12 protein-coding genes are annotated in these 26,691 nt (G+C 32.7%); 4 read left to right on the top strand and 8 right to left on the bottom strand.

The genetic code is table 11. The annotated features are described in order from the left end of the window. Nucleotide 1: 1 nt before the first annotated feature. The 4 genes from ACXAFS_RS10785 to ACXAFS_RS10770 are packed head-to-tail and all read left to right on the top strand — an operon-like array spanning nt 2 to nt 5,539. Nucleotides 2-2,296 carry a glycoside hydrolase family 3 N-terminal domain-containing protein gene (locus ACXAFS_RS10785; RefSeq protein WP_475306912.1) on the top strand — a complete coding sequence of 765 codons (2,295 nt, stop codon included), beginning with the start codon at nt 2-4 and terminating at the stop codon, nt 2,294-2,296. Between the two features lies 1 nt (nt 2,297). After that, nucleotides 2,298-2,780 (top strand): gluconokinase, encoded by a 483-nt coding sequence (locus ACXAFS_RS10780; protein WP_475306911.1) that lies wholly within the window; start codon nt 2,298-2,300, stop codon nt 2,778-2,780. Nucleotides 2,781-2,783: 3 nt separating this feature from the next. Then, nucleotides 2,784-4,190, top strand: a complete 1,407-nt coding sequence (gene gndA / locus ACXAFS_RS10775) for an NADP-dependent phosphogluconate dehydrogenase (RefSeq protein WP_475306909.1) — start codon at nt 2,784-2,786, stop codon at nt 4,188-4,190. Beyond that, a complete protein-coding gene (locus ACXAFS_RS10770) occupies nt 4,190-5,539 on the top strand; it encodes a GntP family permease (protein WP_475306908.1) in 1,350 nt (449 codons plus the stop codon). Before gndA ends, ACXAFS_RS10770 begins: the two co-directional genes overlap by 1 nt. Here the strand turns inward: ACXAFS_RS10770 and ACXAFS_RS10765 are convergent. From ACXAFS_RS10765 to ACXAFS_RS10730, 8 genes are all read right to left on the bottom strand, one after another. Next, on the bottom strand, nt 5,536-8,829 hold the full coding sequence (locus tag ACXAFS_RS10765) for a CRTAC1 family protein (protein ID WP_475306907.1): 3,294 nt from the start codon (nt 8,827-8,829) through the stop codon (nt 5,536-5,538). The two genes, ACXAFS_RS10770 and ACXAFS_RS10765, sit on opposite strands and share 4 nt — an antisense overlap. 108 nt (nt 8,830-8,937) lie before the next feature. Further along, entirely contained in the window at nt 8,938-10,479 is a 1,542-nt protein-coding gene (locus tag ACXAFS_RS10760; RefSeq protein WP_475306906.1) for a RagB/SusD family nutrient uptake outer membrane protein, read from the bottom strand. A 12-nt stretch (nt 10,480-10,491) separates the two neighbouring features. Further along, on the bottom strand, nt 10,492-13,524 hold the full coding sequence (locus ACXAFS_RS10755; protein WP_475306904.1) for a SusC/RagA family TonB-linked outer membrane protein: 3,033 nt from the start codon (nt 13,522-13,524) through the stop codon (nt 10,492-10,494). Nucleotides 13,525-13,875: 351 nt separating this feature from the next. Continuing rightward, a complete protein-coding gene (locus ACXAFS_RS10750) occupies nt 13,876-18,009 on the bottom strand; it encodes a two-component regulator propeller domain-containing protein (RefSeq protein WP_475306903.1) in 4,134 nt (1,377 codons plus the stop codon). 91 nt (nt 18,010-18,100) lie between these two features. Continuing rightward, the gene (locus ACXAFS_RS10745; protein WP_475306902.1) at nt 18,101-19,483 is read right to left on the bottom strand and encodes a sugar porter family MFS transporter; all 1,383 of its coding nucleotides are present in this window, start codon (nt 19,481-19,483) and stop codon (nt 18,101-18,103) included. Between the two features lie 187 nt (nt 19,484-19,670). Then, on the bottom strand, nt 19,671-21,923 hold the full coding sequence (locus tag ACXAFS_RS10740) for a hypothetical protein (protein WP_475306900.1): 2,253 nt from the start codon (nt 21,921-21,923) through the stop codon (nt 19,671-19,673). A 403-nt stretch (nt 21,924-22,326) separates the two neighbouring features. Then, complete coding sequence (locus ACXAFS_RS10735) at nt 22,327-25,725, bottom strand: RagB/SusD family nutrient uptake outer membrane protein (RefSeq protein WP_475306899.1); 3,399 nt, start codon at nt 25,723-25,725, stop codon at nt 22,327-22,329. Nucleotides 25,726-25,732: 7 nt separating this feature from the next. Further along, complete coding sequence (locus ACXAFS_RS10730) at nt 25,733-26,236, bottom strand: T9SS type A sorting domain-containing protein (RefSeq protein ID WP_475306898.1); 504 nt, start codon at nt 26,234-26,236, stop codon at nt 25,733-25,735. Between the last annotated feature and the right edge of the window lie 455 nt (nt 26,237-26,691).

Genomic DNA, 26,691 nt, shown 5'->3' with positions numbered 1-26,691 from the left:
TATGAATATTCTAAAATCAACCAAAAATTTTATTAAAGAAGTATCATTCTCTTTAGTACTGTGTTTCTTTTTAACCAACTGCAATGATAGAGATAACACATCACTAAAAACAACTTCTATAAATCATAATATAGAAGTAAAGATTAATGAGTTACTTTCAAAAATGACACTCGAAGAAAAAATTGGGCAAACTAATCTAAGAGGCACTTCGAGTAGAGTAGAAGGAAAATTACCTGAAGAATTAAAAGCAGCAGTAAGGAATGGTGAAATCGGTGCTTTTCTTAATGTAATGAATTTAGATTATGTAAAAGAATTACAACGTATCGCTGTAGAAGAAAGTCCCAACGGTATTCCATTAATTTTTGGTAGAGATGTCATTCATGGGTTTAAAACCATCTTCCCAATTCCTTTGGGTCTAGCAGCTACTTGGGATAAGGATGTTGTTAAAAAATCATCAGAAATTGCGGCATTTGAAGCAAGCTCTGCTGGTATACGATGGACATTTGCACCTATGCTAGATATTTCCAGAGATAGTCGTTGGGGACGAATTGCAGAGTCTCCTGGTGAAGACCCATATTTAGCAACTATTTTAGGAAAAGCTTATGTGGAAGGCTTTCAAGGAGATAGCCTAGGCAATCCAACAAGCATGGCAGCGTGTGCTAAACATTATATAGGATATGGTGCAGCGATTGGAGGAAGAGATTACAATACAGTAAACTTATCCGAGCCACTGCTTCGTAATGTATATCTGCCACCATTTCAATCGGCTGTAGATGCAGACGCAGCAACTGTAATGACTTCTTTTAATGAAATAAATGGAATTCCTGCCACAGGAAACAAGTTTTTATTAAAAGATGTTTTAAGAGACGAATTAAAATTTAATGGTTTTGTAGTTAGTGATTGGGATTCTTCTATTGAAATGATAGCCCATGGCTACGCAAGAGATGAAAAGCATGCTGCAGAATTATCTGCAACCGCAGGTTTAGATATGGAAATGACCAGTAAATCTTATGAAAACCATCTTAAGATTTTAATTGAAGAAGGCAAAGTAAGTGAAGCTCAATTAGATGATTTTGTTAGAAATATACTACGCATAAAACTAAAATTAAATCTTTTTGAAAATCCGCATATACCTCAAGACCATACTGGAAATTTATATGCCGAAGAACATTTACAAGAGGCCAAAAAAGCAGCTATAAAAAGTACAGTGCTTTTAAAAAATGAAAACATTCTACCTCTTAAGAATACAACTAAAGTTGCTATTATTGGCCCTTTAGCCAATAAACCTCACGAGCAATTAGGCACATGGTCATTTGATGGAGAACGTGAGCATACAATAACACCATTAGACGCCTTCAAAAAAGCCAATATAAGTTTTGAGTTTGCACAAGGCTTAGATTACAGTAGAGATAGAACTACTAAAGGGTTTAATGAAGCTAAAAATATTGCAAAAAACTCAGATGTCATTCTATTTTTTGGTGGAGAAGAGGCCATTCTTTCTGGGGAAGCCCATAGTCGATCTAACATAGATTTACCAGGTATGCAAGAAAAACTAATAAAGGAATTAGCAAAAACAGGAAAGCCTATAGTACTTGTAATTATGGCAGGAAGACCTATTACAATATCAAACATAATAGATGATATTGATGCTGTATTAATGGCTTGGCATCCAGGCACTATGGGTGGCGAAGCCTTACAAGAAATTATCTTTGGCATTAGCGAACCTACAGGAAGATTATCTGTGTCATGGCCAAAAAATGCTGGACAATTGCCGTACTTCTATAATCATAAAAACACAGGAAGACCAGCAGTAAAAGAAGAATATGTGCAAATGGATAGTATTCCTATTGGAGCTTGGCAAAGTTCTTTAGGTAATGACTCTCACTATCTAGATATAGGTTACACACCACATTTCCCTTTTGGCTATGGCTTATCATACACTAATTTTAAATATGAAGACATAAAGGTTTCTAAAGACACTATTAGATTTGATGAAACCCTAACTATTAAAGCGAAAATAACAAACACTGGCGAGAGAGATGGCAAGGAACTTGTGCAATTATATGTACAAGATGTTGTAGGTAGCATTACAAGACCAATACGAGAGCTAAAAGATTTTGAGCATGTTTATCTTAAAAGTGGAGAAACCAAAGAGGTCAGTTTTGAAATTTCATCAGAGAATTTGAGATTTATTAATTCTGAAATCATTAATGCTGCTGAAGAAGGGAATTTTAATGTTTGGATTGCACCCAATGCTTCTTCAGGGCTTAAGACTTCTTTTTATCTAAAAAAGTAGAATGGCAAAGGTTATTATAATCATGGGTGTTTGTGGCTCTGGTAAGACAACTATTGGTAAGCTATTGTCATCCAAAATGAATATACCTTTCTATGACGGAGATGATTTTCACCCACAAGTCAACATTAATAAGTTAAAAAATAATGTACCTCTAAAAGATAAAGACAGAAAGCCTTGGCTAGAAAACTTAGCTATTCTAATAAAAGAATGGTCTCAATCATCTGGTGCAATTTTAGCATGCTCAGCATTAAAGGAATCATATCGAAAAATGCTTTCTAAAGATACAGATCAAATAGACTGGATATATCTTTCTGGAAATTATGACACAATTAAAAACAGATTAGAGCTACGTAAAAAACATTTTATGAAATCAACTATGCTACAATCTCAACTTGAGACTTTAGAGGTTCCATCATACGGCATTCATATAAACATTGAACAAAATCAAGAAGAGATAATTTCTGAAATTTTCGAAAATTTATAACTAATGAATAAATCTGATTTTGGTTTAATTGGCTTAGGCGTCATGGGAAAAAGCATTAGCTTAAATCTTGCTAATAATGGTTTTTCTGTATCTGTTTACAATAGAACCGAAGCTAATGAAGCACATATTGTATCGAGTTTTATCAATAAACATTCTAGTTACAAAAACCTAAATGGTTTTACCGAGCTGAAAGCGTTTGTACTTTCGTTAAGTAAGCCTCGTAAAATCATGTTAATGATTAAAGCAGGTGATGCTGTTGACAGTGTCATATCACTATTAATTTCTTGTGTAGATGAAGGTGATATCATTATAGATGGAGGTAATTCATTTTACTTAGACACAGTTAACAGATTTAAGCATTTAGCACAAAAAAATATACATTATATAGGCTGTGGAATTTCTGGTGGTGAAGAAGGTGCGAGGAAAGGACCATCATTAATGCCTGGAGGTGATATGGAAGCTTATAAAAGTATCTCACATATATTAGAAAAAATAGCAGCTAAGGATAAAAACAACAACCCTTGTTGTGCTTATATAGGCAATGATGGATCTGGTCATTTTGTTAAAATGGTACATAATGGTATTGAGTATGCCGAAATGCAATTATTAGCAGAGATATATAGTATACTGTCAAAAACACATTCCAAAGAAGAAATTGTAACCATTTTGAGCCATTGGAATAACAGCACAGAAGCTAGTTACTTACTAGAAATTACTATAAACATTCTACAAAAGAAAGACAGCGAAGGGTTTGTCTTAGATAGAATTTTAGACAAGGCTTTAAGTAAAGGCACTGGATCTTGGTCTAGTAAAGCTGCATTAGAGATGGGAATACCATCTACAATGATTTCATCTGCTGTCTTCTCAAGATATATTTCTGCTTTTAAAGAACAAAGAAAAAAGCTCTCTACATCAACTATAGAAGGTCCTGTTTCAAGAAACTTATTATCAACTAAACAATTAGAAAAAGCATACAGTTTTGCAAGGATTATAAACCATCAGCAAGGGTTTCAACTTATTGCTAAGGCATCAAAAACCTATAACTGGAGTATAAACCTTTCCGAGATAGCTCGTATTTGGACTAATGGTTGCATTATTCGTTCGAAATTCATGGAATCTTCTGTGGAAATATTAAAAAATCATTCGAATTTTCTTGAAGACAAAAACATACTCAAGCTACTTTCTAAACTAGAGGATGATATTACTGATGTGTTACACTCCGGGTTATCTAATCGTATTGCACTAGATTCATTTTATGCTGCATATAATTATTGGATAGCAATGACTACAAAAAACTCTTCAGCTAACCTCATTCAGGCACAGCGTGACTATTTTGGAGCTCATACCTATCAACGTATCGATAAAGATGATTCTGAATTTTTTCATACAAACTGGAAATTAGACAACTAATGGTAGATTATTCTTTGATTTTTTCGGTTTTACTTGGTATTGGTATTCTGTTACTGTTAATCCTTCGGTTCAAAATTCAAGCTTTTATTGCTTTATTAATTGCTAGTATTTGTGTAGGAATCTTTGCTGGCATGCCACCTCTAGAAATTATCGCAACCATGAAACAAGGCATGGGTAATACTTTAGGGTTTGTTGCTGTTGTGGTTGGTTTAGGAGCAATGTTTGGTGCAATTTTAGAGCATTCTGGTGGAGCAAAAGCTTTAGCCTCTTATCTATTAGATAAGTTTGGTGAAGAAAGAGCATCTTGGGCTATGGTAATCACAGGGTTCTTTATCGCAATACCTGTTTTCTTTGATGTTGCTTTTATCATTTTAGTACCTCTTCTCTATTCTCTTCAACGTAAAACGAAAAAATCTTTGCTGCTATATGCTATCCCTTTATTAGCAGGTCTAGCTATAACTCATGCATTTATTCCACCTACTCCAGGTCCTGTTGCTGTTGCAGATATCCTAAAAGCAGATCTCGGATGGGTGATATTATTTGGATTTTTAGTAGGTATCCCTACTGCTATTGTATGTGGTCCTTTATTTGGGAAATACATAGCAAAGAAAATTTTCATAGAAGCACCAGAAATTGAAATAGACTCAACTATTAATGAAACAAAAAAACCTCCATCAGTTTATACCATATTGGCTATTATAGGTATTCCTATCATACTCATTGTTGGCAATACTATTTTAAATAGTTCATTATTTGCAACCGATAAGGTTAGTAATGACATGAAGAATTGGATTGCTATGATTGGACATCCATTTACAGCCTTGATAATTGCAAATATCATTGCATGGTATTTTTTGGGAGTAAAAAGGAATTTCACAAAAGATAAGTTAGTCTCTATTACAACTAAATCTATGGAGCCTGCCGGAATCATTATTTTACTTACTGGTGCTGGTGGTGTCTTTAAACAAGTTCTTGTTAATACTGGAACTGGTGAAATGCTAGCAAATTATTTTGCAGATAAGGGCATGAGTATTCTTTTGTTTTCTTTTATAGCAGCTGCTATAATTCGTTTACTACAAGGCTCAGCTACTGTGGCTATGATTACCTCAGCAGGAATAACAGCTCCTTTGCTATCAATAGATGTTACAGCAATTGATAAAGCTTTACTGGTAATATCTATTGCTTCTGGAGCATCGATTGCTTCACATGTAAATGATAGCGGATTTTGGTTGGTCAGTAAATATCTTGGATTAAACGAAAAAGAGACTTTTAAAAGCTGGACAATTATGACTACAATACTAGCGCTTACTGGTTTTTCTGTAATTGCTTTACTTTCTATTATTGTTTAATTAGGCTTAATTGTATTAGTTTTAATAAACTGTATATAATCATTATTCTTAGCGACAATAAAATAATCCTCACCAGCTACATTTATTTTAGACATATCCTTGGTATCACCTTTTATAAACAATCCGCTTTGAGATGACGAAACAGGTATAAAGTCACCTTTACCATTACCCCTAAAATAATAACCAAAACTTCCATCGTTTCTTGGAGTTTCAACTTCGGACACGTACAAATTACCTGCTATTACAATATCTAGATGACTGTCTTTATCAAAATCATCAACAATAACTTGATTAACACTAGAAAACTGCGCTTCTACTGGAAGTCTATGAGTTATAAATTTACCACCTGTGTTCTCTAAATAAACACTTGCAAAAGACTTTACTTGATAGTGCAATGAATTGTCTAGTTCTTCTTTTGTATAAACATCAATGAGTGTAGCTTCAGAAAAACTATTGTAGTCCTTAAACTTTTTCTTTATTCCAGGAATTTGTTGAGAAGAGCACGATCGTCCTCTCAAAGGAACCTGCTCACCCTCACTATAATAGCTTAATACAATGTCATCTTTATTGTTATTATCAAAGTCTTTTACATAAATATCAAACGTTTCATCTGCAGTAGCTTTGTACTTATAGTTTAATCCATTATTTCCAATAACATAATCTTGGTCTCCATCATCATCAAAATCACCTTCTTTTATACTCCACCACCAACCAGTAGAATCATCAGATAATCCCATTTTTATAGACACATCTTCAAAATGGGTCTTCATATTTTTAAAAACCTTGATGGGCATCCACTCTCCAACTATAATAATATCTAACCAGGTATCATTATCAAAATCTGTAACAACTGCACTCGTAGCCATCCCTAAGTCTTCAAAATCATTTATAAGAGTTTCAGTCTCATCAGAAAATATAACCTCATTTTCTGTACTTCTATTCATTAAAATATAACTACTTGCTGGGAATGGGTAATGTTCAGGAATTTGTCTTCCAAGAACCAACAAGTCTTGTTTTCCATCTTTATCAAAATCAGCATTATAAGCCCTAGATCCACTAGTACTTAAATTGGGTAATGAGGATTTTTTAAACTCTTCATTTCCATTGTTTATATATAACCTGTCATTATAAAATCTAGAGCCTTCAGAAAATTCGTAGCCACCGCTTACAACATATAGATCATTATCTCCGTCACTATCGGCATCGAAAATAAGAGCACTTACATCCTCACTCATTATATCTTGTTTAAGAAATGCTTTTGAAGCTTCCTTAAAACCATTTTTAGTTTGATAATAAATAGCACCTTGATGACCATGGGCTCCTCCTATAAAGAAATCGTCCAAACCATCTCCGTTTAGGTCACCTACAGCTAAAGCAGGACCAAAGGCAGACATTTTATGAGGCAATAAAACTTGCTTTAAAAAATCGTCATAGTCATTTTCTATATGCTTATGTTTAGGAAAAAAAGCACTATCAACAGTCTCAAATTGTGTTGGTTTTGGTTCTTCACTTATTGTAATAGCTGTAGAATTTTTATGATCTAAAACGAGATGTTGATTCGCCTTAATATTTTCAAGAATTTGAATATTTCCATCCGGCCAAACTACTTTAAGTTGATCAACGTGGTCATAATCACCTAGTCCAAAATGTAGTCTTGGAGCAACAGATGATTGAAATCCTCTAGTTTGGGTTAATTCTTGCATTTGAGTGTCTTCATCATAATTTAGATATACTCTGGTACCTAATCCATATTTGTTTTTGGAATCACTTTTAAAAGAAATAGATATATAACTATTTCTATCAGAGCTCGTATTTTGAAATATTGAAGCAGTATCATCTACATTATTTATAATTAATTCTAAATCTCCATCATTATCTAAATCTGCATAAGCTACACCATTAGAAAAGCCATCGTATTCAATTCCCCATTCCTTGTTTATTTTTTCAAAATTAAGCCGACCATTGTTTCTAAACATAAAGTTGTCTGTCTTTTCTGAAGGAATCTTTAAACTTTTTTCTAGATCAGAAAGACCAGAATCATCATTTTTGGAATACTTATTGAAAAAATCTGTGTTATTAATTTCTCGGCGAACTCCATTTGTTACAAATAAATCTTTGTACCCATCATTATTAAAATCTGCAAAAAGAGGTGCCCAACTCCAATCCGTAGAAGAAGTACCTGTGAGGCGAGATATATTTGAAAATTGAGGTACGCCATCTTGAAAAATACCAGAGTTGAGTTGTAAGCAATTATGCATGTACTGATAATGAAAGCCCATAAATACAACTTCATTAAAAACCTGAGGATTCATACTACTCATATTGGCTTTTTGCCTTCTACTACTATTAGAATCCATATCCGCTTGAAAAATATCTAAGAAACCATCATTATTTATATCTGCAATATCTACTCCCATTCCATAAAAGGAAGTGTGATTTGTAGCTTCTTTAAACACATTTTTAAACGTACCATCTCCCATATTTATGAATAGATAATCTGGAATACTATAATCACTAGATATATAAAGGTCTTGCAAACCATCATTATTAAGATCACCTGCAGTAGCGCCTAAAGAGAAACCATAACTCTTAACACCTGAAATTTCAGACACATTTGTAAACTTATCACCATCATTTCTAAAGAGTTTATCTGATATATCATCAGATACGTTTTGCATTCTATTTCTATATATGTAGTTAGGAGTATTAACATTAGATATAGGATAATTAGCAACATATAGATCTAAATCACCATCATTATCATAATCGAAAAAAGTGCCTTGGGTAGAATTTGCTGCATCATCTACACCATAAGTTTCACCCATTTCTAAGAATGTACCATTTTGCTGGTTAATATATAATTGATTACGACGTTCTTTTGATAGACCAGCCACAGAACAATAGATATCTAAATATCCATCACCATTTACATCTGCCATGGTAGAACCTGTATACCAACGTTTGTCACCACCGACTCCTGCCCTATCTGTAATATCTTCAAATTTAAGATTGCCTTTGTTTAGGTAAAGTCTATTTTTTACCTGATTTCCTGTAAAAAATATATCAATTAAACCATCGTTATCGATATCGCCTACAGAAACACCACCACCCATATAAATAGATGTATAATTAAAATAGTTCATGGTATCATTTTCAATAAGATTATTTTGAAAATCGATACCAGTTACTGAAGAGTTTAGCGCTTTAAAAACTTTAACATTAACGTCATTTGTATTTTTAGAGCAACTAGTGGCAAAAACCAAAGCCATTAAAATAAAAGTTTGTCGCATAATCAATTTTACTTGTGAATTTAAATAAATGAAAAAACAACGTAGCTCTCACTACGCTGTCTTTATCGAAACCAATCTCAAAAAATTAAATTTTATAAAGATTTATTTTTAATAACCAGGGTTTTGGTCATCCATAGTTATTTCAGTATTTTTCTCAATCTCTGTAATTGGAATTGGGAATAAATCATTTTTAGAACTATATCCTGTGCCAGATAATTCTGTTGCTGCTCTTCCCCATCTTACCAAATCCCAAAAACGTTGTCCTTCGTGAGCCAATTCTAGGAATTTTTCATTAACAATTGCATCAAACAAAGCATTACCTGCTAATGAGCTATCCACATCTGCTAATCCAGCTCTGTTTCGCACCTTGTTTAATTCCGTTCTAGCATTACCATCTTGTCCAGCCTTATTGTATGCTTCAGCTGCTAACAGCAATACCTCAGCATAACGGAATAGCCTAAAATTAGTACTATAATTTAATTCTCTTACTCCATCTGGGCTAGTATCTTCTGCCTTTGTAGCATACTTAATACGTATTGCACCTTCGTAGTCCCATATTTCACCACCTGTAGCTGCTGAAGCATCTACAAAACCGCCTGCAGCAATTAATTCTTCCTCGGACATTACTGTAGCTGCTTTTCTGGTAACATCACCAGCTGAATCGAAAGCATCAACTAACTTACTTGTAGGAAGATTAAAGCCCCATCCATTAATTAAACCTGTTCCATCTAGGCCAAAAATACCATCACCACGTGGTCCCATTAATTGTATGTGCAAGTTACTCTCATTTCTTCCACCCCATGCTATATTACCCCAATCTCTACTTGTTGTTGAGACATAACCTATTTCAAATAAAGACTCTATACCAAACTCTTTATCTATACTCCAAACATCAGCTGGATTAGGTTCTAAATCATGTTCAGGATTTGATATAACGCTTTGAAAATAAGGTAACGATTCAGAGTACTTCTCTTGGAACACAAGAACTTTACCCATTAGGGCTTCAGCACTTCCTTTTGATACCCTGAAATTATCAGCAACTCCAGATCTATCAGGTAAACCAGTAATAGCATCCGCAAGATCACTTTCTATCTGTGCGTAGATATCTGCTCTTGGAGATTTAGCCAATCCGAAATCTTCTGCTCCCTGAGGAACTGTTAATCTTAATGGTATATCACCAAACATAGTTGTTAACTCAAAATAACACCATGCTCTCATAAATTTAACTTCAGCTAAAACTCTATCCTTATTACTCAAATCTGAGTCTTGGACATTCTCAATTATTAGATTTGAAAGTGCAATTGTTCTATAAAAAATATCCCATATACTTGTAATAGATGGATTAGAGGACACCACATTTGTATAATCATCAATATCTTGTAATTGTTGTTGGTCGCCAGAATTTCCACCCGCAGCATTAGCATCATCTCCAGCTAATAATTTTACCAAAAATGCACTATGCCAGTCTCTTCCATAATTAAACTGCACTAAGTCATACACACCAATTACAGCTTGTTCTACGTTTGCTTCTTCAAGAAAAAATGTCTCTAAATCTTGAACGTTTTGCCGTTCGTTTGTAGTGAAGTCATCGTCACAGGCAATAATACCAAACAATGCTACACATAAAAATGCTAAAAATGTTCTTTTCATAATTTTTGTTTTTTAAAATTGTGCAGATAATCCAAATATAGCTCTGGCAGCTGTAGGATAAAATCCTCTGTCTACACCAATTGAGTTAAAGTTAAAGTTTCCTATTTCAGGATCTAAACCTTTGTATTTAGTAAAGGTAAAAAAGTCATCTAAAGATACATAAACTCTAAAGTTTTGTAACTTAATCTTATTTGCAAAAGATGTAGGTATTGTATAACCTAACTGTAATTGCTTAATTCTCATATAAGAACCATCCTCAACAACCAAATCTGTATCGTAAGAGTCTATGACATTTGCCGCTCCAGGAAAACTAGCATTATCACCTGGTTGCGTCCATCTGTTATCAAAGAAATGTACGGGTTTATTGGTAATTGGTCTAGATGGTTGATGATAAGTTGCCATAATATCATTACCTATAGTACCTTGAAACTGAACGTTAAGGTCAAAACCTTTATAGGCTAAATTGACATTACCACCATATAACACATCTGGATGTGGTGAACCAATGAAAGTTTTATCGAGATTATCTATATCACCATCATTATCTGTATCAACCTTAATTATTTCACCAGTTGCTGGATCAATTCCATTTGTTTCAAAACCATAGAAATACCAAGACGGTTGACCCTCTTCAAATCTTGTTACTCCATCACCATTTTGTGGTGCACCAGCACCTACAAGAGATGTTCCTTCTGGCACAAACAAAATTTCTGTCACCTCATTTTTCAGAGTAGATAAATTTGCATTTATACTATAAGTAAAACCACCATCTGTTGTATCTGTGTAACCTACTTCAAATTCAAAACCTTGATTTACAATAGTACCGGCATTAAATTCATTTGAAACAAAACCTGCAGAACCTGGAGTAATTAAACTTCCATCAGAAACAATCGCATCTCTAGTTGTCTTTTTATAATATTCTGTTGTAAATCTTAACTTATTATCTAAAGCTCTTAAATCTACACCAAAGTTAAGTTGTTCAGAAGTCTCCCAAACTAAATTTGTATTTGCAAAACCTGTTATTTGAGCTCCTGTATTCCCTAAATAATTGATTCCCAATCCGTTTAAAACTGTAGTAATAAAAGTTTGATCAGAATTTCCCCTAAGGTTTGTTCTACTTCCATTTTCTCCCCAACTTGCTCTTACTTTTAAATAATCTAAGAAAGAGTCCTCTTTCCAAAAATCTTCTTTAGATACTACCCATCCTGCAGAAAACGCAGGAAAAACGCCTGTTTTATTAGCTGTTGGAAATTTATCGGATTTATCAGCTCTAATTGATGCCTCAAATAAGTATTTGCCATCATAATCGTATGACAACCTACCAAAAGTAGACACCATATTATCAAAGAAAGGATCAACAGTATTTACTTGTTGATTGAAACCAGGAAGCTCAAAGTTAAAACCTGTAAATTCATCAACACTAACTGTACCACTTCTAGAAATTGTGGTAATTACATCTGTATCTTCTGCTGAATAACCTGCTAACAATTTGAAATTATGCTTATCAAAAGATTTCTCATAGGTTATAAAATTTTCCCACAACCATCTTCTTCTTTCAAATTTATTTTGTGAACCTGTGTAACCTGTATTAGCTGCTTCTGACGATACGAAGTACGGATTAACGGTATTCAAAATATCTGTTTTTCCACTTTCTCTACCATATCTGGTTGTTATTTCCAATCCTTTAAGGGGCTTTAATTTTAAATATGCCGTATACAGTGACTGTCTATCATCATTTAAAGTACTATTTATTGCATTTGCATATGCTACTGGATTTATAACCTCACCTGTTGAATAGCTAGGATAACCATAAGCATTTCCATTTTCATCTCTTAGTATAGGTACGTTATTAGCAATTGCATTATCGATAACCGTTTGAGGAATATCACTTTCACTAGGATAAGTGACAGGAGTTAGAGGATCTATAATTAACATATTTTGAATCACACCTCTAGTATCACTATTCTCAACAACACCAAAACGATCTGATAAAGTATAAGTTCCGTTAAAACCGACCTCTATAAAGTCTGTTATATCACTATTAACATTAACTCTAAAAGTTTTTCTTTTAAAAGAAGAGTTTTCTTTACCAACTACACCTTCTTGCTCTAAATGTCCCATAGAAGCATAAAATGATGTTTTTTCTCCTATTCCACCAGAAACATTAATATCATAACGTGTAATAGGAGCATTTTCAAATGTTTCATCAATCCAATTAGTATCATATCCATTATCCACAACAGTTCCTACACCAGCTTCATTCATATATTGCACAAATTGTGAAGCATTCATCAACTCCATATCTGTATTTACAAATTGAGTTCCTAACTGAGTACTAAAACCAACATTTATTTTTCCTTTACGACCTCTTTTGGTTGTTATTAACACAACACCATTTGCACCTTCTGTACCATAAATTGCTGCTGAAGCCGCATCTTTTAGGATTTCAATGTTTTCTATGTCTCCAGGTGCTATTGTGGCTATTGAAGCAGATTTCATTCCATCTACAATGTACAACGGCTCAGAATTACCACTTGAACCTGCACCACGAATACGTATTTGTGCACCCTGACCTGGAGAACCAGAAGATGTCGTTACTGTAACACCAGATGTTCTACCTTGTAGCACTTGTTCTACCCTTTGATTTGATGAACTCTTTATCTGTTTTGAATCTACACTAGAAATAGCACCAGTTACCAAACTTTTCTGTTTAGTTCCATAACCAACAACAACTACTTCGTCTAAAGAATTTGTGTCTTCTACCAATTCTACATTTATCACAGATCTTCCTTCAACAGGGATTTCTTGAGTTACAAATCCTAAATAACTTACTTGTAATATTGCATTAGAAGAAACATTTTCTAATGTATAATTACCATCAAAATCTGTTGATGTTCCATTTGATGTTCCTTTTACAATAATGCTTGCGCCAGGAAGAGGTGCTCCAGAACTCGTAACTTTTCCTGTAATTGTTTGTGCCTGCAAATGGACGCCAAATAATAGGCTTACTACAAGAAGAGCTTTACTTAATAAATTAATCTTCATAGATATTATTTTAATTGTTTAGTTAGTAATTAGTTTTTTTTAAAAAATGAACACAATTAAAAAGAATAGAAATCCTATGATTGCTACTATTAGAAAAAATTCATTTAGTGATTTCCATTTAAATCTTTTTAAACGCATATCACAAATGTTAAAAAAATATTAACTTTTTAGTATAACTAATAAAGCACAGGATGGAAATTTTGTTGCATTTTGTTATAATTACAACGTTATAGTTGATTTTATTCTGTGTTATGCAACATATTGTGCATTAAGAAAACATTAACACATTTTCATAAAGAAAGAAGTTTAACTAACTACCTCATTTTTGGAAAATTTGATACTGATTAAGCTTTAAGAATTTACAATTTCCACTTCTTTTGGGAGTATTCCGAAATGACTTTTAAAACATTTGGCGAAGTAAGACGGTGAAGAAAATCCTACTTTATAACATACCTCACTTATGTTATTGTTACCTGATTCAATAATTTGCTTTGCTCTAACCAATCTTATATTTCTAATAAATTCATTAGCCGTTTGATTTGTTAACGCTTTTATTTTTCTATAAAACTGACTTCTACTTAAGTTTAGTTGAGATGCTAGGGATTCAACATTTAAATTTGGATCACCTATACTTTCATTAATAAACCCTAAAACTTTTTCAATAAACTCTTTATCCATTGATGTAGTAGTTTTGTTATCCACATCACTAATAACACTAAAGTATTTATTGAAGATGAGTTGCCTACTTGTAATTAATTGCGACAACCTAAGTTTTAACAGACCGACATCAAATGGCTTTACCATATAAGCATCTGCACCATTCTCTATGCCTTCCATTCTATTTTCAATTCTGGTTTTGGCTGTTAACATAAGTAAAGGAATATGACTTGTTTTAATATCACTTTTTATATGTTTACAAAACATAAAACCATCCATTTCTGGCATAATAACATCTGTCATTATTATATCTGGCAAGAACTCTTTTGCTAGTCTAAGACCTTCTCTTCCATTCTTGGCCAATAATATTTTGTATTGCTTTTTTAATTCATTCTTTAAATAGTTTCTTAACTCTGTATTATCCTCAACAATTAAAAGAGTGTGAGATGCAACACTTATATTTTCATCATTATCTTTAATACTTCTTTCTGAATTATCTACATCAGAATTAACAAGATAGCCTTCTTCTTTTACCTGATCAGCAACACCATCAGTTAGTTTTTCATTGTCTTTAAAATACTTGTCAGTTGCCGGAAAAACAACAGTGAAAATTGTTCCTTTACCAACCTCACTATCAACACTGATATTCCCTTTGTGTAATTTAACAAAATTACGAACAACTTCTAATCCGATTCCGGTACCACCATAATAAGTTTTATTGAGATTATCTACTTGATAGAAGCGTTTAAATATCTTTTCAACTTGTTCTTTCTTAAGACCTGGGCCTGTATCAGAAATTTTAATCTCAATAGCCTCTATCTTTTCTTTATCATTAGCTAGTGGTAAGCTTACTAAGTCTTCTTTTGCTGAAAGATCTACAGTAATAGCACCACCTTCTGGAGTTACTTTAAAAGCATTTGAAAGTATATTAAAAATTATTTTCTCCAACATGCTTTCATCTGCCCATATTTCAATATCCTGAATATCTGTATCTATACTAAGATGTATATTTTTAATAAACGCTTCCTCTTTAAAATGGCTAGCTATGTTTTTTGTAAATGAAACTAAATTTAGCTTCCTAGCTTTTACTCTAACTTTATCTAACTCTAGTTTTCTAAAATCTAATAATTCATTGATTAAGCGATATAATCTTTTTGTATTTTTATGAATGGTATTATGCTTTTCTTTAATTCTTTCAGTAAGATCATTACTATCATTTTTTATGATATCTTCTAATGGACTTATAATTAGTGAAAGTGGTGTTCTAAACTCATGAGAGATATTTGTAAAAAATTGTAACTTCTTTTCGTTAAGATCTTTTTCTAGTAGACGATTATGACGCTCGTTGGCTACTAATTGTTTATCTCTTAATCTATTTTTTGTGATTCTATTAAGAAGATAGATACCCAATAAGAATAAAAGCGCATAGGATAATAACGCCCAATTTGTTTTCCACCAAGGTGGCAAGATGCTTATTTTTAACTGAAGAGGTGTTTCGTTCCAAACACCATCATTATTAGCTGCTTTTAGTTTAAAGGTATAGTTTCCTGGGTCTAAATTTGTATAAGTAGCACTTCGTTTCTTACCTACATAATTCCATGTATTTTCATAACCTTCTAAATAATAGGCGTATTCATTCTTTTCAGGTCTTGTAAAGTTTATGCTAGAATATTCAATAGTAAATACGGACTGTTTACTAGTTAGACTAAGACTATCAGTTTTAGAAATTACTTTTCGTAATGGTGATGTTTCTTGATTTACTACAACACTCTCATTGAACAACTTAAAATCTGTAAGATAAAGTGATGGTAAATTTTCATTTACTTTTATTTCAGTAGGATTGAAAAAATCTACACCCTGAAAACTTCCAAAATAAAGTAAACCCTCCTTATCTCTATACGCCGAGTTAATATTATAATCATTAGATAACAAACCATCATTACTTGTGTAATTTACAAAAGTTGAATCTTTTACATTAAACTTTGTAATACCTGTGTTGCCTGCTAACCAAATATTTTCATCTAAACTTTGTACAATACTATTAACATTTTCTTCTTCTAATCCATTTTGCTTGTTATACCAAACATACGTGTTAGAGTCTATATCATATTTACATAAGCCTGCACCTCTTGTGCCTATCCAAATAGAACCATCCTCGCTTTCTAAGAGTGATAATATATTATCAGAGCTATTATGATTATTAAATCCTTTAGGCATCTTACCTTTTTGAGGCATTATTGATAATTCACCGTTATTCCCCTTTTCTATTTTGTAAAGACCTACTTCTGTACCTAACCATATGTTATCATTTCGATCTACCAGAATTTTTCTTACTTCGATATCGGTAAGCCTATTTAACAAAAAATCACCATAATCATAATGTGTGAACTCTTCCCTTTTAGAATCAAACGAATACAATCCATTATTATAAGAACCAATCCAAATAGTATCATCAGAATCTTCATCAAGAGTTAAGATTGTGTTGGAACCTAAGTCCTTACTTGTACTTTCAATTGTATAATTAATAAATCTTTTAGAGCCTTTTTTTAAATAGTACAAACCTTTATCCCAGCTGCCTGCCCAAAGATTGCCTTTACTATCAATTAAAAGCGCTTCAATATAATTACTTGTTAAACCAGAATAAGGCTTATTGCTTGAAGGGTTTATATGAATAAACTCATTCGCTTTTTTATCTAGTATATCAATACCACCACCATCCATACCAATCCATAACTTATTATTGGGATCTTGTTCTATAGCTGCTACGGACACATGTTGTAAAGAGTTGGGATTCTGAGGTATACTTTGAATCTCATTGAATTTATCATATAATTTATCATACACAGAAACCCCTTTATTATAATAACCAAGCCATATTCTTTCGTCCTTATCTAGATATAATGACCATATTGAATTTGATAATATACTACTCGTATCATTTTTAGTAGCCTCATATCTTTTTAAAATCTCACCATCACCGCTAATGTGAAAAAGTCCGTCATTTTCTGTTCCACACAATAAAGTACCATCCTTAAGTTCTAAAAGAGACAAGAATTGATTTTTAGAAAAAATGAAACTATTAATATTAAATAACAATTCATTTGATGAAGTCTCTTTAGCGCTAACTCTCATTAGGCCCTCAGTCTCTGATCCAATCCAAATTGTATCTGAGGAATCTATAATTAAAGATTCTATAGCATTATCTATATGAATTAAGCCATTTTCTGTTATAATTGACTTTGGTCGAAGCGTATTGGTTTTGTAATCGTAATATTTTAGACCTCTATTAGTTGCAACATAAACTTCACCTGATTTTGAAATTTGAATTTCAGCTATATTTAAAGATATAGATTCTAATGATTCATTGCTGAGAATTCTTTCAATTTTAAAATCACTCAAACTCATTTTATACAAGCCAAAATCTAACGTACCAAGAAAAAGATTTCCATAAGCATCTTCTTTTAGACTACTTATTGTAATATTCTCTCTATTCTCTATATTGAATTTATCATTAGAAATTCTTTTAAAGCAATTATTATTTCGATCATAAAGATTAAGTCCATTTCCCGTACCAAACCACAATCTATTTTCACTATCTAAATAAGAGCTATGAACTAAACCACTACTCAAAGACGTACTATCATCAATAATGTACTTATAAGACTCGTAGCTAGTACCATCATACCTATACAACCCAGCTCCATTTGTCCCAAGCCATATAAAACCTAAATTATCTTGAATTATAGTATATACCCCAACTTTAGAGATACCTTCTTTGATACTAACAAAATCGTACTTCTGGTTAGACTTTTGAGACCAGGAGACCAAAAACGACAAGCTCAAAAAAACACATATTATCTTACACCTCATTTTAATATAAAATATTATCTTTTTTAAGATTATAGAAATTTCTAATGTATTAATTTTTATTCCAAAAACCTTCAATTTCTTCAAGAGACTTACCCTTTGTTTCAGGTATATACTTATAAGTTACTAATACAATTACTACAATAAATACTATAAATATCAAGTAAGGCATTGAGCCATTCCAAGGAGTGTTATTATTTGTACTACTCTCCATAACCATAGGAAATGTTTGAGAAACTAATCCGTTAGCTGCCCACTGAGCTGCAACAGCGACTGACATAGCCACACTTCTTATTCTGTTAGGGAACATCTCTGATAGTATAACCCAAACTACCGGCCCCATAGATAAAGCAAAAGAGCCTATAAAGACTAACACACCTATTAACGATATTAAGCCCACAGACTGTTGTTGAAGGCTAACGCCAAGAAGCAAAAATCCTAAAATCATACCAACAGAACCAATATAGATAAGAGGTTTTCTACCAAACTTATCTACAGTAAACATGGCAACAAATGTGAATATAAGATTTACAAAAGCCAGTAAGATTTGCTGTGCTAAAACATCTTCTTTACCAAATCCTAAGGCTTTTTCAAAAATATCAGCACCATAATATAATACAGCATTTATCCCAGTAAACTGCTGTAAAATTGAAAGGGCAGTGCCTATTACTATAATACCTAAAATTACTTTTGAAAAATAATTAATCTTTATCGTTTTACTACCTTCTATAATTGAAGATTTAATATCTTCTAATTCATTTACGGAATTATCAGCTGAATGAATTTTGTTTAAAACTATTAAGGCTTCATCTTCCTTACCCTTTAACATTAACCAACGAGGACTGTTAGGTACAAAAAACAATAAAACCAAGAATAATATACTTGGCAGTAATTCGGACCAAAACATACGTCTCCACCCAAATTGAATATTTTGAGCTTCAGATAGGCTGTTACCTATAAAGTAAGTTGCCAAAAACACTATAAAAAAACCTACTACTATCGCTAATTGGTAGTAAGTAACCATTTTACCTCTAATTCTACTAGGCGCTATTTCCGCAATGTACATTGGTGCATTCATCGAGGCAATACCAATGCCTAAACCTCCTATAATTCTAAATATTATTAATGTTGTTACTGTCTCAGGCAAAACACCTGGCAGACCAGAACCCCAGGCAGAAATAGAAAATAAAATTGCAGATATAATTAAAGACCATTTACGACCTATTCTAATACTTAAAGGACCCGCTACTATTGCACCAAAAAAACAACCCCAAAGGGCACTACTAACAACTAAACCTTTCATAGTAGCATCGAATTCAAAATACTTACTTAGGTAAAATTGTGCTCCATTAATTACTCCTGTATCGTATCCGAATAATAATCCTCCTAGTGCAGAGACTACAGTAATTAGAAGTAAAAAAGTCTTTTTTTTCATAACTGGTGAATTGTTGTTTTTGCAAATTAAAATTCACTCTAAATGTAATATCATTAATACATAGAAATACAACAAATAGAGCAATTACTACAACAAATGAAGCATGCAGACAGTTGGCTACAGAAACAATAAAATATCTACTACAACCAATGTAAGATCAGATGGAACAAAGTATAGAAACTATATTTTAGTCAATAACAACTTTTATTGATTTTTTCCATCTTTTATTTTCGAGACAAACAATAAAAACACCTTCATTTAATCTAGACAGATTAATCCGATTTTCAGAAACAGACGAATCAAGCTCATGAGAAAATACCGCTCTTGCTTGTACATCATACAAAACCATTTCTGTGTTTTCATTTAATTGACCTTTAACAACCAATTCTTTTAGATTGTTTAAGAAAAAAATGTTTAAAGATTCGGGATTATTTTGTGCAGTTGACAATACACTTTCGGTTATTCTTAAGAAAAAACGACCTGTTTCAGATAATGACGTTGTCGGCATTATAGAATAATCGTTATTTGTAAGCAAGGTTAATGTATTTGCAAATGTATCCTCAAGGTATACATTTGTAGATGTGGGCAATGTGTTATCAGCAATACTAAATATTACCTCTTGTCCCTCATCAGCATTAACTCCTAGTGGTATAATGACATCCAAGATATCACTAGAATTAAAAGCTTGTATGGTAAATGGTGCTCCTTCGTTATTATTTACTAAATGAGAATATATTGCAAATTCTGATATATCCCCTCCAAAGACAGCTGCATCATATCCTATGTCTAAACCCAAGCTGGAATTATCATGAAAATAAATTGATGTTGAACAGCTATCTGTAGAAGAACTTAGTCTGAGTTTGACATAGTTAAAATCACTTGAAGTTCTACCAATAATAAAATCATCAGAGTTTCCTTCTACTTGCATCTCTGGAGTAAACTCTAAGTTTGCGGATGATAATTTTGAAGACACAAAAAAGCCTTGACCAGGTGCAATGAGCTCTGGTCCTTCGAGTAAATTTGCAATTGTCCAATTACTCCCAGAATCATCATTATCATTTGCATCATAACCATAGATAGCTGCAGTATTTTCATCTAACAAACTTAAGTTGGAGACACCTGACATAGACCCAATATGATTTAAAAAAGCATTAACATCTATATAGGAAGCATATGGATTTCCTATAAGATTCCACTCAGGAAAATCACCTGTAAAATCGTTTTCAACAAGTACATTAACAGAATTAGCCACTATAGATCCTGTAAAAATCAAAGCTTCACCATTACCTTCAGCAATTGGTGTGTTGGTAGACACTCTATAACCTCGACCTGAATGTAAATTTTCAATTGTATTATGATTATATACAAGGTAATCATCTATGGCTCCTTTTTCGAAATGACCGAACAAATAGGTTGTATTTGGTAGTTCTACACCATTATCATATAAGATATTTGCATTATAACTATTATCATTAGTTAAGAAAGACCCCCAACTCTGACCAGATAATGGTGGAGCAATTAAATCCCGATCATTTAATTCTGAATTAGTATATCTATGGTATTTAGTTGTACCTGATACTGTAATTTCACCTTTTACAACTAAACCGGAATATGTTACAGATTCAGAATACATGTTTAAATCACCTATTACATTTAGAGTTGTACCATTTGGCACTGTTAAACTCATACCACTATTAATATTCAAACTAGAAATAGTTATATCTTCTGAAATTTGTGGAGGTGTTTCCGTATTGGGTATAGTTATATTTGAACAAGAATTTGGCACTTCATTTGGCGTCCAATTAGCTGAATTGTTCCAATCATTAGAAACTGAACCATTCCACGTTAGCTGAGAAGACTCAGCATCAAATATTATCCTAAAACGGTCATTTGCAACCGAAGCTGGCACACCAGAAGCAACAGAATAACTATAATTAGCGACACCATCTTGAGGAATTTCGGTTAAAACTTCGGTATAACTATCATATAAAAATGCTGTTGCACATTGCATAGAAATACCTTCTGCCACAATAGTATAATTAGTATTTCTATAAGTATTAACCTCTAATTGTATTTCTTCATTGTCTACCGGAGTTGCTCTGGTTTCTATACTTAGTAAAACTCCATTATTATTAGTTGAAAAGTTTTCATCTAAGTTAGTAATATCAAGTGCATCATTTATATCAACCTCATTATTACCCTCAGTATCAAAGAAAATCAATAAGCCATCAGCAGGTGACTCATTGTTGGCCAATGCTGTATCCTCATATAAAGACAAACGTAATTGTCCTTGACTTATGAATTCTGTATTAATCCTTGAGGAATTTATTTTACATTCTACACTATTCTCTCTATTTGGCTTAATATTAAAATGATCTACACTATTAAGTATAATTATAAAAACTATTATTAAATGCGAATAGATGAAACTTAACCTCATAATAAAGCAATGTTTGGTTGATTATTTTAACCATAACAACCTATTGAATGCTTTGAACAAAAAGTAGAAAATGGAGAGTAAAACTAATAAACTACCTAATTTCTGTAGGGGAGAAAACTTTAGGACAATATGTTTATTATATGCTTGGAAAATAGTAAAAAAATATTTCTTCAAATAAGCAATTACCTAAATTATCGTTTAAAAGTTCATTATCAACTATAAAAGACTATTATATAGACATTAACAGACTTGAACGTTTCATCTAAATTACAATATCTGAGATTGATATTTCATTCAGTCTGAAAGAGTTAAAAAAAGAAATCGCCTAAAAAACACTTTCAGACGATCTTTTAATAAAGTTTAAAGAAACCAATGAGCTGATTTTGAAAAACAGATATAAAATCTAGTCTAATGTAAAAGTAGCAGACGATTGAGCTCCACCTACAATTGTACCAGGAACTAAGGTTCCTGATTCACTTAAAACACTATATATTGGCCCTCCATCACCATAGGTGTCGTATACTACTATACCGTAGTCACCTGATGGCAAACAAAAATCATAAGATAATATCGCAAAATTATCCTCTGGATTAATATACGGTCCACCAGAAATAATCGGTGTTGGATCACCTGACAAATCCCAAATCTCCCATGTTGTTTCTTCAGGCCATTCATCCAATTCAATTTGAACTTGTATATTATGTATATCTAATGTTTCAACTCCTGCGGTAAATAAAGTAGTATCCGTATCAGTAAATGCACCACCACAAGCGTATACGTTCCCATAAATATCTTCTAAGCTATAATTGCCATTGATACCAATACCATTATTATTTGTATCAAAAAATAATAACTCATAATCTCCATCCTCTAAGCAAAAAGGAATAGTTACTGAAGTTTCCCCAGAATAACTGCCATTTATTCCTCCAGAGAAAATTGGAGTTGCGGTATCACTAGTACTATAAAGTTCCCAATATGTTTCTTCTGGGCTTTCATCAAAATTAATCGTTAATATAGTAGGATAAGAAGAACAGTTTTCTACAACACTAACCTCAAATGAAACGCTACAGTTTTTACCATCAATAGAAATTTCAAATTCAGCAATTCCATAAGATGAAGGTATTCCTGTTATATTAAACTCCAATACCCCTTCAAATTCGCTAAAAACACCACTATCAATTGAAGCCGTTAAGCCTTCTACTCCAGATGATTGAATGTTCATAGCCTCATAATTACCACCTGATTCAGTAATGTAAGGTATTTGGAAAGTAAAATCAGTAACAACTTCACCATAAATCAATTCATCACCATTTTGTACAACACCTTCACAATTTAAAAACTCTAATTGTGGCGGAGTATATGTAGAAATGTTCTCAAAATTAATATCAAAAGTGAGTTCATCTGAGTCATGGGCAAAGGTCTCTCCAGCATGAAAAGTATGATTTGTTCCTCTAGTAACTGTGGCATCATTACGTTTCATCGCAAGATAAGATTTACCCTCGCCCCAAAGTTCAATTCTTGTTTGTAAGTAAATAAAATCAATTAGCGCTTGACCAGACAAAGGACTAACCACACTATTAGCATCAGTCATTCTACTACTTAAAAGATTAACCATCATTGCTCTTGCAGTAGCATCATCTCCTAATCTAGCAGCACACTCCGCACTTAATAAGTGGAATTCATCAGATCTCATGAAAATTAAATCTGTTGTAATTTGTAATTGCCCCCCAACTGTTCTGCCAGAATCGAAGAACTTACCTATTGGTTGTAAATCGGCAGCACCTGTTCCGAATTGGTTCTTTCTTACATCATCAATCAGGATTTGAGCAAACAAACCATCATCTATAGATTTTGTATCACCAGCCCAAGCATAGCTATATGTAAAATAATCCATCTGACCCCACCAATTAATTAATTGCATACCATCATATACAGTTAAATCTTTACCCCATAGCCATGAGCTGGTATTAACGTCATTAAAACCAGATCCAACACCAGGGTGGGCCAACTCTGCAGCTGTCGTTAGTGGAGTACCTGTACTAACCACTATATCTGCTAAAACCTTAGCATTTAAATAATCGCCCATAGACGCATAAACATAAGCCAACAATCCCTGAGCTACTATTTTATCAATATGTAATTTATCAGGTCTTACATAATTATCTAACAAATTAATAGCATTATTTAAATCACTTGTCATTTGATTATAAATATTTCCTATTGAAGTTGGATTCACATCATACTGTCCACCTACATGCAACGGTAATAAAATTTCTGAGGGATCATATTGTTCTTGAAATAATTGCGTTAAATAAAAATAAGCATAACCTCTAAGTGCTAAAACTTGTCCTAAAAGCCATTGGTCTTCATCATCAACTGGAGTAGAGCCTGATGAAGTAAGTGACTCTATTATTGGGTTTACACTATTAATGACTCTAAAGTAATAGTCGTATGTCAACGCTGGTGGATTGTCTGAAGATGAAACTTCACTTGTGGTATCTTCCAAATTAGAAATTGAATTATACCATCCGAATGCACTCTGTGACAATGCCATATCACCGCACAACATATCCGAAAAAATATCTACTCCCTTTTGACCAAAGTCATTGTGTCTAGTACCAGGTTCATACAAAATTCTATAAATGTCATCAAGGCTCAAACTGCCATCAAGTGATGCTGTAATTACAGAACCATAGGAGGTTCCAATGCCATTAGTTGCATACGCTCTAAATGTGTAACTATTTTCAATACTTAAATCAGTTACTAGACTGTTATAAAGTCCTTGACCTGAGCCTGATATAGATATATTGTCTTCAATTGTTGGTATACCCTCTGTACTCCAGCAAACACCGCGTTCAGTAATATCTGACCCACCATCATATAAAATATTAATATTAAGGCTTACGGCACCATTTTCTAAATAATTATGTAATGTTGTCTCAAATTGTCCAGGTAAATTATACGTTCTAAATAAAACTTCTTCACCATAAGCTACACCAGCATTACTGGTGGCAAAGGCTCTTACTCTGTACAATGTGTCCGGCAAAAGATTATCCAATGAACTGCTAAAATCTCCTTCTCCAGAACCACCAACAGACTGATTTGAATCTATAGTCGGAGAAGCTCCTATTGCCCAACAGACTCCTCTAGACGTTACTGTACCAGAGTTAATTGAAACAGAACCTGAGCCAAGAGCAGTCAAGCCATCTTCATAGGTTAATTCTCCTGTTATTACTTCAGGCAGATCAGTAGACTGGTCAGGGCTTCCTGTTGTGAAAACTAATTGATTGCCGTAATTAGTGCCATTCTCATTTATAGCATAGGCTCTTACATAATAAACTGTTGATGGATTTAATGGATATAAATGGGACGTAAAATTACCTAATCCAGTTCCATCTATTGTAAAGTTATTCGCTAAAGTGGGATTCGGCATAGTGTTCCAGCAAACGCCTCGTTGAATTATAGGTGAACCTCCATCGTTTGTAATCATGCCTCCAGAGAATAAAGATGTTGGAGAATCGTCAGTAATATCAATTGTACTCAGCGCAGGTAAATCATTTATATTTGGCATCGAAAAAGTAATACTATCAATATCTTGAACTGCAATACTAAGGATATCTCCATTGTTTTGATAAACTCTTTTCAGAGAAGCACCATTATAATTTACAACGTTTACACTATCTATAGATTCTATCGGTAATTGCAGGACAGTTCCGTTAGATAAATGTGTATTCTCAATAATTTGTGAGAAGCCGAATTGAACAAACAGTAATAATATTATGTTGATAAAATATTTTTTCATGGCATCTCTATTGTTTGATTAATTGTTTAGAAGACATTAAACTGCCACTTTTTAATTGCACAAAGTACACACCAGACGGAAACTCTTCCAAAGAAATATCTTCTGTATAAAGACCATTTAAAACTCCAAGATTCTTTTGTAAAATCTCTTTGCCGTTCACATCATAGATAGTGCATTCATAAGGTAAGGATGATTGAGAGTCAAAACTTATCATAAAAACCCCATTTGTTGGATTAGGAAACATCTTAAAAGAATCTGAGCTCGTAACGAAATCCTCATTACTTAATGTTTCTTCACTGTATTGATAGTTTTTGAATTCGTCGATAGGTATCGTTATAACCTCGTCATTATTGAGATAAATTCTTACATCGCTTGATTCAAAAGCAATTTTTTGTACATCAGATAAATTATACCCAGTTGTTGTACCATCTATATTGGTAAAACTTATTGATTGTGATTTTACGGGATTAATAAAAGAAAAGAGAATTAGTGTAATTATAATTGTTTTCATTTTGGTTGATTTTTATTTATAAGATGCAGAAAATGTAAAATGGTTGCGTCAAAAAATAAGTATTCTAAGATAGTCAACTATTTCATTCTCTTCTAAAAGTTAGTAACCCACATTAAAGGGCTAAAATTGATATATGTGAGGTTAAAAGAATTTTAAACAATTGGATTTCATTTATTTTGAGAAATAAAAAAAGCCGAAACTTTCGTTTCGGCTTTTCATTTGTACACAATATTGACCTATTCTCGAACCAAAATATCAAATTACTAGAAGATTTAAACAATTCTTCTTGAAATTAAAATGCGATCATTTTAAAGTCACATATTTTATATCTATTTTTACTTTAAAGTAAACTTTTGTGTCTTTTTTTAAAGACTTAAATTGTTTTGAAAGTTCTTTGTTTATAGTAATAAGGAAGAAAGTAGATTACTATCCGTTCGGGATGCCAATGCCAGACC

This window comes from Winogradskyella sp. ABM4_392 (assembly GCF_056160445.1).
This window is presented reverse-complemented; position numbering and strand designations above follow the sequence as displayed.